At 63.7% G+C, this 14,343-nt stretch carries 6 protein-coding genes and 2 tRNA genes; 7 read left to right on the top strand and 1 reads right to left on the bottom strand.

Going from position 1 to position 14,343, the window contains the following annotated elements:
- Positions 1-129 precede the first annotated feature (129 nt).
- The 3 genes from ACIQXM_RS00700 (at position 130) to ACIQXM_RS00690 (ending at position 6,129) form a co-directional block, all read left to right on the top strand.
- Positions 130-3,831, top strand: a complete 3,702-nt coding sequence (locus ACIQXM_RS00700) for a DUF5979 domain-containing protein (protein WP_400926126.1) — start codon at positions 130-132, stop codon at positions 3,829-3,831.
- A gap of 143 nt (positions 3,832-3,974) precedes the next feature.
- Entirely contained in the window at positions 3,975-5,993 is a 2,019-nt protein-coding gene (dnaG, locus tag ACIQXM_RS00695; RefSeq protein ID WP_400926123.1) for a DNA primase, read from the top strand.
- Between the two features lie 63 nt (positions 5,994-6,056).
- Positions 6,057-6,129 (top strand) — tRNA-Asn (locus ACIQXM_RS00690).
- A gap of 68 nt (positions 6,130-6,197) precedes the next feature.
- Here the strand turns inward: ACIQXM_RS00690 and ACIQXM_RS00685 are convergent.
- Positions 6,198-9,836, bottom strand: a complete 3,639-nt coding sequence (locus ACIQXM_RS00685; RefSeq protein WP_400926120.1) for an endo-1,4-beta-xylanase — start codon at positions 9,834-9,836, stop codon at positions 6,198-6,200.
- Positions 9,837-10,132: 296 nt separating this feature from the next.
- Here ACIQXM_RS00685 and ACIQXM_RS00680 point away from each other — a divergent pair.
- The 4 genes from ACIQXM_RS00680 (at position 10,133) to ACIQXM_RS00665 (ending at position 14,340) form a co-directional block, all read left to right on the top strand.
- Positions 10,133-10,205 (top strand) — tRNA-Asn (locus ACIQXM_RS00680).
- A gap of 270 nt (positions 10,206-10,475) precedes the next feature.
- Positions 10,476-11,903 (top strand): sugar porter family MFS transporter, encoded by a 1,428-nt coding sequence (locus ACIQXM_RS00675; protein ID WP_400926117.1) that lies wholly within the window; start codon positions 10,476-10,478, stop codon positions 11,901-11,903.
- A gap of 123 nt (positions 11,904-12,026) precedes the next feature.
- Entirely contained in the window at positions 12,027-13,463 is a 1,437-nt protein-coding gene (locus tag ACIQXM_RS00670) for a sugar porter family MFS transporter (protein ID WP_400926114.1), read from the top strand.
- Positions 13,464-13,560: 97 nt separating this feature from the next.
- The gene (locus ACIQXM_RS00665; protein WP_400926111.1) at positions 13,561-14,340 is read left to right on the top strand and encodes a phage holin family protein; all 780 of its coding nucleotides are present in this window, start codon (positions 13,561-13,563) and stop codon (positions 14,338-14,340) included.
- Positions 14,341-14,343 lie beyond the last annotated feature (3 nt).

The following is a 14,343-nucleotide window of genomic DNA, read 5'->3' as shown; positions in this document are numbered from 1 at the left end:
CCCCCGGTGACTCTGGCGGAGCCCGGAGTGTCTCGTTAGTGTTTCGGCTCTGAGGTGTAACATTCACCCCTTCGGTTACCACTGGCCGCAGGAGCACCTCTACCGGACAACTCTCACGGGGGACTCTTCATGAGCGACCAGCCACACGTCAACGTCCGCCGCCGCCGTGGATCGCCTCCGCAGCCTTCCCGCATGCGGACCTGGGCGGGCATCCTGTTGGCCCTGCTGCTGGTGGGTGCCCCGCTGAGCGCTCCCGCCAACGCATCCATCGTTCCGGAGCCGGTCAGGGCAACTCCGGTATCGGACGCCGGCACCGACATTGTGATCACGTCCCTGGGCGATGGACGGCGGAATGTTCCTGGTGCTCTGCCTCCGGTCGGGACCACCTGGCCCATCGACGCATATCCCACCTCCACTCCGGCCGGTTACGAATCGTATACCGCGGGTTTCGCGGGGGTCATCAATACCCAGGAAGTGGGCGGGACCACTACGGCCCAGATGTACTGTATCGACCTGCGCACCTCCACTCGGACGGGCATCGGCTATGAAAACGGCACCTGGGATGAGTCCAATGTTCCCAATATCGGCTACGTAAACCGGATCCTGAACACCTACTATCCGAGCACCGACCTGCCGGCAGGCCTGGATGCCAATACGAAGGCAGCGGCCGTGCAGGCCGCCATCTGGTTCTTCACTGACGGCTACGTGGTCAACCCACGCAACTCCCTCTATTCCACGGTGGCATCGATCGTGAATGCCACCGTCGCGGCCGGGCCGCTGGAAGAACCGGACGCCCCGGATATCTCGATCACTCCCGCCACGGCGGAAGCAGCGGTAACGGGTGTCGCCGGACCGTACACAGTGACCTCAGAGGCCAATGAAATCACAGTGACAACCGATGAAGGTTTCGGTCTTTTCGCAGATGCGGCAGGCACCGTACCACTCACCAACCCCGTTGCCAGCGGTACGCAGGTGTGGGTGCGGAGCGAGGACGGAGGTACCGGGCCGGCCGCCATCAGCGCCCGTGCGGTGGTGACCGTTCCCACCGGCAGTGTGTACCTCTATGACGGCGCCACCCCCGACGTGGATGCTGCCCAGAAACTGATCCTGGCGGACACCCGGGAACTGAGCTCAGCAGCCAGTGCCACGGCGAACTTCTTCGAGGTTGGATCCTTGACGGTTACCAAATCGCTTGCTGGTCCGGCTGTCGGCAGCCAGGGAGCGGTGGTCATCAGCATTGACTGCGGACCGGGATACCAGTTCACCTTCAACGTCGCCGCTGGATCCACCGGGGCGCCGTCGGAAACCTTCACCGGTATCCGGGCGGGTTCCGTCTGTACGATTACCGAACCCACCAACGGTGCCACTGCAAGTGTCGCGGTCAGCACCATCCTGCCCGGCGCAGTGACCATTCCCTCGGGCAGCGAGGCGACGGCGATCGTTACGGACACGTACACCTTCACCTCCGGGACACTGGCGGTCACCAAAACCAATACCGGGGAGGCAGCCGGTGCCCAGGGTGACGTGACGATCTCCGTGGTCTGCACCCTGGACGGGGCCACCGTACTGGACACCACTGTCACCATTCCGGCGGGAACCCTTACGCCGGAGGCAGCAGAATTCCCCAACCTCGCCGTAGGCTCCAGCTGCACGGTGACGGAAACCGCAACGGGAGAGACCACTTCCGTGGCGGTCACTGTCGAAGGCGAGGGGACCGTCGTGGTTCCGGAGACAGGAAGCGTCACAGCAGCGCTGACTAACTCCTACACCTTCAAACCCGGGACCCTGGCGGTCCGCAAGGACATCGCCGGTGACGGGGCCGGGCGGCAGGGCGTCGTCACTTTGCAGGTGACCTGCTCCTCCGGCCTGAACCAAACCATTACCATTCCCGCCGGAACCACCGACCCCACCACAGAGGAATTCACGGGTCTTCCCGCCGGGACCACCTGCACGGTCACAGAGACGGCGGACGGCGAAACCACTGAGGTCACGGTTACCACAACCGTTGACCCGGCAGGCGGAGCAGTCACCATCCCGGCCGGTGACGGCGTCGAGGTCGCTTACACCGACACCTACGCGGTCAACCCCGGTGCCCTCGTCGTCAACAAGTCCATCGCGGGGGCGGCTGCGGGCCGGCAAGGCGATGTCACCCTTCAGGTCTCCTGCACCTTGGAGGGTGCGGTTGTCACAGAGGGTGAGTTCACGGTCACTGCCGGTGCCACGGGAACCGTTCCCGCAGGCACCCTGACCGGCATCCCGGAAGGTGCCAGCTGCGCCGTCACCGAACCCGTCACGGGGGAGAGCACGGAAATAGGCGTGGTGGTGGATCTGCCTGATTCAGTGACCATCACTGCAGGCGGAACCGCCACGGCGACAGTGACGGATACGTACACGGAAAACCCGGGCTCCCTCATCGTCATCAAGGTGATTACCGGTGAGGCCGCCGGGAACCAGGATGCGGTGGAAGTGGATGTCCTTTGTACCCTGGGCGGGCAAACGGTGTTCGAGGAAACCTCCCAGATCCCGGCCGGAGAAACAGGGGAGGTGGGTGCGGAGTTCCAGAACATTCCCCCGGGTGCCTCCTGTGCCATAACTGAACCGGTCACCGGGGCCACCGAGACTGTCCAGGTCAGCACCGACCTCCCGACACCGGTCACCATTGCCCCAGGGGGCAGGGACACCGCCACGGTGACCAATACGTACACCTTTACCCCCGGAACATTGGCGGTCACCAAGGAATTTGCCGGTGACGCGGCAGGAGCACAGGGCGAGGTAGTGCTGCAGGTGACCTGCGGACCGGATGGGTCGGTCCTGGATGAAACCGTGACCATTCCTGCCGGGACCGCCGAAACGGTAACCCGGAATTTCGAGGACCTGCCTGCGGGCACGGAATGCACGGTCACTGAAACCGAAAGCGGCGCGACCGCTACGGTCTCCGTGGACACGGTGATCAGTGATCCGGTCACTATCCCGGCTGCGGGCGGCGCGGAACTGACGGTCACCAACACGTACGGGTTCAACCCCGGCGCGCTGGTGGTCAGCAAGGTCATTACGGGGGCGGCAGCGGGTAACCAGGGCGAAGTTGTCCTGGAAGTCCGGTGCGGCGCTGACGGGTCCGCTTTGGATGAAACGGTTACCATCCCGGCGGGCACCACGGGGGAGGTGACCACCGAATACGAGGGCCTGACGGCGGGCACTGAATGCACAGTGACGGAGTCCGGCACCGGAGCCACCTCCACCGTGCTGGTGGAGCCCGTGCTCCCGGAGCCGGTCATCGTGCCGGCCAGCGACACCGTTACCGCCGTGGTCACCAACACGTACACCTTTGCTCCCGGCACGCTGGCGGTTACCAAGGTCATCACGGGGGCGGCAGCAGGTAACCAGGGTGACGTTGTCCTGGAAGTCCGGTGCGGCCCGGACGGGTCCGCTGTGAATGAAACGGTCACTATCCCGGCAGGCACCACAGGGGAGGTAACTACTGAGTTTGGTGGACTTGCCGCGGGTACCGAGTGCACTGTCACTGAGCCGGGCACCGGGGCCACCTCCGCTGTCACCGTGGAGTCCGAGGTGCCGGGGCCGGTCATCGTGCCGGCCGGCGACACCGCTTCGGCTGTTGTGACCAACACCTACAGTCCGGTGATTGCTCCGACGCCGAAGCCGACCCCGGCTCCGGTCAAACCAGCCCGCCCGGATCTGCCCTCCACCGGTGCCAACGGAACCGTCGGCTTCCTTGCCGCTGGAGCCGGGCTGCTGCTGGCCGGTGGCCTCGCAATGGCGGCCAGCCGCCGCAGGGCAAACCGTGCGGAGGATGACAGCAGTCATCAGCAGTAATCCGCAGTAGCAGTCAGAGAGGATCCCGCGCGGCCGGTGGCTGTGCGGGATCCTCTCTGTGCGGAACCTTTCTGCACCGGATCTCTGGGCGTGCCGCGGGTCACCAGCTCCGGTGGTTAGGACAGGAAGATTAGACTGGGGTCATGGCCGGCCTGATTAAACGCGAAGACATTGATGAAGTACGATCCCGCACCGACATCAAGGCCGTGATTGACGGTTATGTGACTCTCAAGTCCGCCGGCATCGGTTCCTACAAGGGCCTGTGCCCCTTCCACGACGAGCGCTCGCCGTCCTTCCACGTCCGGCCCCAGGTGGGCAGCTACCACTGCTTTGGCTGCGGCGAGAGCGGCGACGTCATTTCCTTTGTCCAGAAGATGGACCACGGGACGTTTTCGGAGACGGTGGAGAAGCTCGCGGCCCGGCTCGGCTATGAACTGCACTATGAAGACGGCGGAACGGGCCCCCGCCGCGAAGACGTCGGCAAGCGCCAGCGGCTGCTGGATGCCCATAAGATCGCTGCGGAATTCTTCGCCGCACAGCTGCGCACTCCGGGCGCCCAAGCAGCCCGGGACTTCCTGCAGGAGCGCGGCTTCGACCCCGCCGCTGCAGCCCACTTTGGCGTGGGCTACGCGCCGCAGGGCTGGGACTCGCTGCTCAAGCACCTCACCGACAAGGGGTTCACCCGTGATGAGCTGGCCGGCACCGGCATGTTTTCCACCGGGTCGGACGCCTCCCGCTTCTATGACCGCTTCCGCGGCCGGTTGATCTGGCCCATCCGCGACCTGACCGGAGCAGTGATCGGGTTCGGCGCACGCAAGCTCTACGAGGATGACCAGGGGCCCAAATACCTCAATACCCCGGAGACCGCCCTCTACAAGAAATCCCAGGTCCTCTACGGCATTGACCTGGCCAAGCGGTCCATCGCCAAGGACCGGCAGATCGTCGTCGTCGAAGGCTACACGGACGTGATGGCCTGCCACCTTGCCGGCATCACCACCGCCGTCGCCACCTGCGGCACCGCCTTTGGTGAGGACCACGTCAAGATTGCCCGGCGGCTGCTGTCCGATGACGGCACCGGGGGAGAGGTGATCTTCACCTTCGACGGTGATGCCGCCGGCCAGAAGGCAGCGCTGCGTGCGTTCGACCTGGACCAGCGCTTCACGGCGCAAACGTATGTTGCCGTGGATCCGGACGGCATGGACCCGTGCGACATCCGGCAGAAACAGGGGGACACCGCCGTCGCTGAGCTCATCCGATCCCGGCGTCCATTGTTTGAGTTCTCGATCCGCTCCACTCTGCGCAAGTTTGACCTCAACACCGTGGAAGGCCGGGTCCAGGCGCTGCGTGCCGCGGCACCGGTGGTGGCCGAAATCCGCGATCCCGCCATGCGCCCGGCGTATGCCCGCGAGCTCGCCGGATGGCTGGGGACCGACGTCGACGACGTCACCCGCGCCGTTGCCGCGGCCGCCAAGCGGCTGCGGGAGGGCGGCACGCACGGAAAGTCCGCACCGTCCTTCCAGGGGCACGACGACGCCCGCGGCTCCCAGCGCGAATCCCGTGACGTCCGGGGCTCGCAGCAGGGGCGGCAGGGCAGCTACCAGCAGGAAAACCGCGGCGGTTCCCAGCAGGAAAACCGCGGCGGCTACGTCCAGCCGGTGCCGGAACCCGTGCTGGAAGAGCCCGCGTTCCTCCGCCCCGATCCCCGGGACCCCGCCGCGCGAATGGAACGCCAGGCGCTCGAGGTTGCCCTGCAGCAGCCGGGCCTGCTGGACGAGGGGCAGTGGGAGCGTTTCAAGGCTGCCCGGTTCTCGGTTCCGGCTTACCTGGCGGTGCACAACGCCATCATTGCGGCCGGCCATGCGGGCACCGCACCGGCGCAGTGGGTGGAACAGGTCCGCCAGGAGCTGCCGGACACTCTGCGGGACTTCGTCAGCGAGCTCGCCGTGACTCCGCTGCATGCACGGGACAACGATGCCCTCCAGCGGTACTGCCGGGATATCCTCAACCGGCTCTTTGAACTTCAGGTCACGCATTTGAAGGCTGAGAAGCTGGGCCAGCTGCAGCGGCTGGATCCGTCCGCGGATCCGGCCCTGTTCCATCAGCTGAACCGTGAGCTGATGGAGCTGGAAATGCAGCGCCGCGCCCTGCGCGGAGACCAGTAACGGTCCGTTCTTCGTTCCGATTTCGCTTCCCCGCAAAACCTCTGTAGAGTAGGACACGCGCTTTCCTCCGTAGCTCAATTGGCAGAGCATTCGACTGTTAATCGAAGGGTTACTGGTTCAAGTCCAGTCGGAGGAGCAAATGAATGAGGCCCGAACCGGGGATACCGGTTCGGGCCTCATTTTTTCATGCGGGTGATGCGGCGGTCAGTGCCTTTCGTGGTGCCGGTGCTTCTTCACCACCACGTCGAAGCTGCTGGTCCTTGTGTTTCCGGCGGTATCCGTGGCCGTGCAGGTGACCGTAGTGGTCCCCACGGCAAAGGTGCTGCCGCGGCGCGGGGAACAGTCCACCGGCACTTTGCCGTCGAGGGTGTCGATCGCCGAGGGCAACGGGTACGCCACCTTCACACGGCCGGCGCGCTTTGAAAAGGCCACCACGTCCGGCTGATCGGCGATGCGGGGTGCCAGCACGTCGGCGGGCCGGGCCGGCAGTTTCGCGGGATCCACGATTCCCCAGTAGGCCGGCGCAGCCTGCAGATCATCGTCGAACGGAAGCGGCTGCTCCCAGGGGCGGGCCATCGGCCAGGTCCGCAGCCAGGTGCGGGCGTTGCTGGTGCCCCAGACCGTCACCGAATCAATAGCCGAACTGTGCTTGCGCAGCATGGCGAACAAGTCGCGGTAGTAGTATCCGACTTCCGCGGCGGCGTCCCCGTCGTTCCGGAATGCCGGCTGGTACGGATCCACCGGGGCACCGTCCACGTCCGCGCCCTGATTCTCGGTGGACGCGTTCACGTCGAGCTCAGTGATCGCCTGCATCAGGTCAGGATTGACCTTCTCAACGGCCTTGATCGAGTCCTCGAGCCACTGCACCGGACGTGCGACGTCGACGTGCGCCTGGTGGCCCACGCCGTCGATCGGTACGCCCCGGGCTTCCAGGGCACGAATCAGCTCGAGATAGTCGGCCCGTTTCTGGGGCATCTCGGTGTTGTAGTCGTTGATGAAGAGCTTTGCCTCCGGGAAGTACTTGTCCGCGAGACGGAAGGCATCATCGACAAAACGCTCACCGAGGACCTGGAACCAGCGGCTGTCCCGCATGTCGTGCGGGTTGGCCGTGTCACCGTCCGCAATGGTCTCGTTGACAACGTCCCAGGCCCAGATGGGGCTGTCCCCGTCCGGGTAGCGGGCATTGATGTGATCTGCGATGCCCTTGATATGTGCCTCCATGCGTGCTCTCAGCAGCGCCCGGTCGGACCGGCTGTTGGTCAGGTCACGGGTCCCGTCCTTGAAGAACCACTCAGGGGTTTGGGAATGCCAGACCAGCACATGCCCGTACACTTTGACATTGTTAGCGTCAGCGAAGTCCAGCAACTGGTCCAGCTGGGTAAAGGTGAACTGACCCTCCACCGGCTGCACGCTCTCGGGCTTGCCGGCGTTCTCGGGGGTGAAAGCATTGAAGTGTTTCCGCAGGAGGTCCGCTGCGGTGCCCGCTGTCTCGCGTGCGTCGATCGCTGCTCCCACGTGCTCGATGCCCTGCAGGCCAAGGACATCTTTCAACCCGGGTATGTCCTCCTGAAGGGGAGGCTCAACAAATGCGGCGAGGCTGAAGTCATCGAGCAGGAAATCCACGCCGACAGCTCCTTCGATGTACACCTGGGCTTTGTCCGCTGCTGCGCCGAGGGTGTAAGTCCCGGCAAGTTCGGTCCAGCCGTCGGCGGTGACCGAAGCCCCGGCTCCGGCAACGCCTTCATAGGCACTCCCGCCGCCGTTGTCCCGCTGAACGGACATTTTCAGTGCCGCCGGCTGCTGCCCGGGGGCGAGCTTGGCCCAGACGGACATCTTTACGGCCGAGCCGACCGGTAGGGCGCCCGTGACGTCGAGTGCGGCACCGTGCCAGTCCTGGGTCCGGTTCGTGACCAGCAGGCTTCCGGATCCGGTGCGGGCGTCGGAGCTGAGGTTGACCGCCACTGAGTCCCCGCGCGCGGTCCAGCCGTCGGTTCCGGTCTCGAAGTCCGAGGACACACCGCCGGAAGGTTCCTCCGGGGCACCGCCCTGCGGAAGGGCGAACGTCCACCCCTGGGCGAGCTTTTCGGTCACGACCGTCGTAACTGCCTTCACTGTGTTGGTCCGGTCACCGCCGCCGACGTGCGCCAGCACCACCGCGCCGGGGGTGAACGCGGCACGGAGGTTTGCCGTGAGGGTGGCTTCGCTGAGGTCATTGCCGTCCCAGTCAAAGATGACATTGCCCAGGCCCAGCGGCTGCATACCAAGCGCTGCGGCTACTTCGCCCGTGACTCCCCAGCTTCCGTTCGGTGCCCGGAAATAGGGGACCTGCAGATCAGGCGTGCCGGCGGCTTCACGGATGATGCGGAGGTTTTCCACCAGGTCGGCCTTAATCTGTTCCTGGGTCCACGAACCCATGTCCGCATACGTGGTGCCGTGGTTGCACAGCGTGTGGCCCTCCTCGACCATGCGCTTCACCAGCTCGGCTCCGCCGGGGGCCTGGATGTTCGCTCCGATGACGCAGAAGGTGGCGGTGATGCCCTTGTCCTTGAGGAAATCGAGGACAGCTGTGGTTTCGCCGGGCTTGGGCCCGTCATCGAAGGTGAGCGCCACGGAGTTGCCGGTGCCGCGGGATGCTGCGATCGGCGTCGCTGTCGGGTTGGCGGCGCCGCCGGGGATGAAGGCAGGATCCGGGGTTGGCTGGGACGGGCCGCCGTCGTCGGGCTTCGGCACCGGACGCTTCAGTGTCTCCCGCAGGGCAAAGTAGGCAGGCTTGCGCGTGAAGTCTTCCTCCATGACTGTCGCCTCGCCCTCGCCGGCAAAGAAGACCGGAACCCACGAGTACTTGTCCGTGAAGCCCCAAATGGTGAACGAATTGCAGTCTGCAACGGACAGGCAGGCCTCAAGGGCGCGCTGGTAGTAGTCCGCCTGCTGCTCAAGCTGCTCGGCCGTCGGCTCCGTGCCGGCTGCAATATCCATGCGGACGTCTATTTCCGTAATGGCGGTTTCCAGCCCCAGGTCGTCAAAGCGCTGCAGGTTGGCCTGCAGCCCTGAAGGGAAACCGTAGCGGGTGCTCAGATGGCCCTGGATGGCAAACCCGTCAACCTGCACGCCCTGTGCCTGAAGCCGGGGGATGAGTTCGAGGTAGGCATCACTCTTGGCATTAATGTCCTCAACGCCGAAATCATTGAAGAACAGCTTGGCCTTGGGGTCGGCCTCGTGCGCCCAGCGGAAAACGTCGGCAATGATGTCCGGGCCCAGTTCACGAAGCCAAATGTTCTCGGTGGCGCGCAGGGTTCCGTCATCATTAAAGATTTCGTTGGCGACGTCCCACTGCTGGATTTTGCCGGCGTACCTGCCCACTACAGTCTGGACGTGGTCCTTGAGGATTCCGCGCAGTTCTTCCTTGGAGAAGTTTCCCTGCTCCAGCCACTGAGGATTCTGGCTGTGCCAAAAGAGGGTGTGGCCGCGCACCACCTGCTTGTTTTTTTGGGCGGAGCGGACAATGGCGTCCATTTCCGTGAAGCGGTAGACATCCTTTTCCGGGTGGATGAATTCCCACTTCGACTGGTTCTCCGGTGACACCGAATTGAACTCGGCGGCCAGCTGCCGGCGGTATTCCTTATCGAACGTAAAAGGATCGGGGTAGTCCTGGGCCTCATGATGGCCTCCACCCGCAACGGCGGAACCAATCTTGAAGTCTTTCGGGGCTGCCCGGCGCAGCGTGTCCTGTTTGGACTGGCCCGGAGGACGTTTTTCCTCCGGCTGCACGGCAAGCGCCGGAACCGCCGGCAGCAGCAGCGCCGAGGTTACAGCCAGAGCGGTTAATAAACGCGGAACCTTCATGACTCTCCTTTGAGTGCAAAGCGGCCAATAAATGGCAGGGATCCGGCGCCGCTACGGGGAGAATCAAGAAAGCGCCGGGCGGGCCACGGTAAGAACGTTTCGCGGCGGGGTCAAGGGTAATGCTGCTGCCGTTACGGGAACTCCCGCCGAGGGTTGCATTTCCTATAGGATTCTTGATAAAGGTGAGCGTCCCAACGCTTCGTGGATCAGTTCCGAAGCCGCGGAGGATGAGAGGCAGAACACATTGCAATGTGTATAAGCACCCTCCAAAACCCTGTATAGTAGAACTCGCGCTTTCCTCCGTAGCTCAATTGGCAGAGCATTCGACTGTTAATCGAAGGGTTACTGGTTCAAGTCCAGTCGGAGGAGCAAGAGGCCCCCTGTAAGGCAGAACATGCCCTGCAGGGGGCCGTTTTTATGCGCGGGGCCCCTTATCCTCTGGTGCCGGCCGAGGAGGCTGTGCTCCGCGCACCCCGTACCGGCAAGCCGGCGGCCTGGTGGTGCTTTTTGGCCCCGAAATCGCGTTCTGCCCTGCTGTCCGTCCACCCTGCGGCCGTAGAGTTTTAGGCAACGCGGCACCATGGAGATTCTCCGGCGAGCCCTGCCGGCCGCCTGGCGCCCCAAACCCTAGGAGCGGCCATGGCGAGCAATCAGGCACGGGCACAAGACGGCGGCCCCGAACGCATCCACACCGGGCGTGTCCTGCTGGCCACCGGAGCCGCAGCTGTAGGCGGACTCCTCTTCGGCTTCGACAGTGCCGCCATCAACGGTGCGGTGAACGCGATCGGCGACACGTTCGGGCTGGGGTCCGGGCTCCTCGGGTTTACGGTTGCCATCGCTCTGCTCGGCTCCGCGGTGGGGGCCTGGTTTGCGGGCAGTCTCGCGGACCGCTGGGGCCGGCGCGCAGTGATGGTGATCTCCGGCATCGTTTTTGCCGCCAACTCGCTGGGCTCCGCACTGGCTCAGAGCGACGTCGAGCTGATCATCTGGCGCTTTGTGGGCGGTCTGGCCATCGGTGCCGCGTCGGTGATTGCCCCGGCCTACATCGGCGAAATAGCGCCCTCCCGCTGGCGCGGCGCGCTGGGCTCGGTGCAGCAGCTGGCCATTACGCTGGGCATTTTCGGCGCGCTCCTCTCGGATGCCGTCCTGGCCGGCGACGGCGGCGCCCTCGCCGTGCACTGGCTGGGTCTTGAAGCATGGCGGTGGATGCTGCTGGTGGGAGTGGTTCCCGCCGTCGTGTATGGGATCCTGGCACTGGTCATCCCTGAATCGCCGTACTACCTGGTCCGCAAGAACCAGCGGGCCAAGGCAGCCAAAATCCTGTCCACCATCAGCGGTGTGGAAGACACGGATTCAAAGATGACCGAAATCCAGCAGAGCTTTTCGGAATCCGCCGGGAGCTACCGGGCCCTGCGGGGCCCTGCGCTGGGTCTGCAGCCAATTTTGTGGATAGGTATGGCTATTGCGGCGCTTCAGCAGCTCGTGGGCATCAACGTCATTTTCTATTACTCCACCACGCTCTGGGAATCCGTTGGCTTCAGCGCCTCGGATTCCTTTACGACGTCGGTTATTACCGCCGTTATCAACGTCCTGACCACCCTGGTTGCCATTGCCTTTATCGACCGGATCGGGCGTCGAAAGCTGCTGCTGACCGGTTCCATTGGCATGACGGTTGGTTTGCTGGCCACCGCCGTGTCCTTTTTCCAAGCCACCGGCACCGGAGACAACGTTTCGCTTCCGGCACCCTGGGGTGCCGTGGCGCTGGTTGGTGCAAATCTGTTCGTGATTTTCTACGGCGCGTCCTGGGGGCCGGTGATGTGGGTGACGCTGGGGGAGATGTTCCCCACAACCATCCGCTCGATCGGGCTGAGCATCGGCGCCATGGTGAACTGGATTTTCAACTTCGCCATTACGCTGGCGTTTCCCTGGGTTAATTCCAATCTCGGGCCCGCAGCGGCCTATGCCGCCTTTACTTTCTTTGCCTTCATCTCATTCTGGTTTGTCCGGCAGAAGCTGCCCGAGTTCTCCGGGAAGGACATCGACGACTCCAAACTCTCGCCGCACTGACACGGTTCCATTGGACCTTGCGTGTTCCCACGCCAGCCCAACGTGCCTAGGGTTATGCGTAGGATTGCTAGGTTTGGGTCGGAAATTTTATTCACAACCACACGAGAGACAGAGGAACCTTCCATGGGCGCAAGCCAGCCAAAGCCTAATCCGGGCGAATCAGAGAAGGTGGCCCATCCCTTCAAGGTGATTGCCGTCACTGTGGCGGCAGCTGTGGGCGGCCTGCTGTTCGGGTTCGACACCGCGGTCATCAACGGTGCCGTTGATGCTATTGGCGAAGAATTCACGCTCAGTCCCGGGATCCTGGGGTTCACGGTCGCCATTACGCTTTTGGGCTGTGCCGTCGGAGCCTGGTTTGCCGGTCAGCTTGCAGACCGGCTGGGCCGGAAGAAAGTGATGGTCGGTGCCGCAGTCCTGTTTGCCGCCAACTCCATCGGTTCCGCCTATGCCTTCAGCGAGTGGGACCTGATGTGGTGGCGCCTCGTGGGCGGTCTGGCCATCGGTACCGCTTCCGTCATTGCACCGGGATACATCGCCGAGGTTGCTCCGAGCAAATGGCGCGGCGCCCTTGGCTCCGTCCAGCAGCTCGCCATTACCCTGGGCATCTTCGCAGCGCTGCTCTCTGATGCTTTCCTCGCGGATTCCGCCGGCAGTGCCATGGGGCAGCTGTGGTGGGGGCTTGCCGCCTGGCGCTGGATGCTGCTGGTGGGCGTTGTTCCCGCCCTCGTCTACGGCATCCTGGCGCTGACCATTCCAGAATCTCCGCAGTACCTCGTCCGAGCCAACCGGGATGAGGACGCAGCCAAAGTGCTCCGCTCAGTGTCCGGCGTGACGGACACGGACCTGAAGATCCGCCAGATCAGGGACAGCTTCAACAACAAGCAGCCCACCTTCCGGGACCTGCGCGGCCCGAAGTTTGGTCTCCAGCCCATTCTCTGGGTGGGCATGGCCATCGCCGCGTTCCAGCAGCTCGTGGGCATCAACGCCATCTTCTACTACTCCACCACCCTGTGGCGGTCCGTGGGCTTCAGTGAGAGCGATTCCTTCACGACCTCGGTGATCACCTCGATCATCAACGTGGTCATGACCATCGTGGCCATTGCCTTCGTGGACAGGATCGGCCGCCGCAAGCTGCTGATGGTCGGTTCGGCGGGAATGTTCGTGGGCCTGCTGATGGCCACCCTTTCCTTCTCGCAGGCGGAGGGCATGGGCGACAACGTGGCACTGCCCGGCATATGGGGTCCGGTTGCGCTGGTCGGCGCAAACCTCTTCGTCATATTCTTCGCCGCCACCTGGGGACCGGTTATGTGGGTCACCTTGGGCGAAGTGTTCCCCAATAACATCCGGTCCCTCGCCCTGGGCCTGGGCGCCATGGTCAACTGGATCTTCAACTTCATCGTGACCCTGTCCTTCCCCTGGGTGAGCGACAACTTCGGGGTCTGGATCATGTACGCGATCTTCACCATCTTCGCCGTTATTTCCTTCTGGTTCGTCAAGACAAAGCTGCCCGAATTCTCCGGCCGTGAGCTTGAAGACCGCGAAGGGCTGGAAACCACGTAGGCCGGTGCCGCCCTGTTCACAATGTGAAAGCTGAGGAGAATGGTAATTTTGGATAATGGCAACGGCGAAGATTAATCAGGAGACGGAGGCAGGGCGCATGAATCGCTCCGCTAGCACACGAAGGGCCACGGGGAATTCCTCACTGGTCGGGTTGGCAAAGGTGATGGCCCGGCTGACCCCCCGCCAACTGAATGACGAACTTGGCCTGGCTGCGGCCGAGATGAAACAGAAGGGCATGAAGGCCGGCATTGCCGCGGCGTTCATGGTGGTGGCGATGCTCTTTGTCGCCGCCCTGGCCATCGCCTTGATTGTTGCCGCCATCCTTGGGCTGGGAACGGTTATGCCCGGCTGGCTTGCCGCCCTGCTGGTGGCCCTGTTGTTCCTGATCATTGCCGCTGTGGGGGGATTCATCGGCTACAGCCGGTTCAAGAAGTCCCTGCCGCTGCTGCCCGAAGAAGCAATCCACGGGCTGCGCTATGACCTTGGAGTCCTGAAGGAAGGCCGCAGCTTCGATCCCGCCACCCTGGAGAAGAAGCCGAAGGCACCCAAGGACAAGGACAAGGACAAGAAGAAGGACCAGGAAGAGGACGGCCCCAAGCCGCCCACCCCCGAGGAACTGCGTACCCGTACCCGCCAGCGCCGCGAGCACATGGCAGCTGTCCGCGACGGCCTTGGAGAAAAAGCCGACGTCAAGGAACAGATCAAGGAACTCAAGGCCCGCCGCGCTGCCCAGCACCGCAAGGACGGATCCCAGGGCGGAGCCTCCGGCAGCGATGACATCATGGCGCTGATCAAGGAACGCTGGCAGCCGCTGACCGTGCTTGCCGCTTCCCTGCTGGCCATGGTCATCATGATGCGCAGGCTCGCCCAAAAATAAGTC

Origin of the sequence: Arthrobacter sp. NPDC097144 (assembly GCF_044762205.1) — a bacterium.
Taxonomy (GTDB): Bacteria; Actinomycetota; Actinomycetes; order Actinomycetales; family Micrococcaceae; genus Arthrobacter_B.
This window is presented reverse-complemented; position numbering and strand designations above follow the sequence as displayed.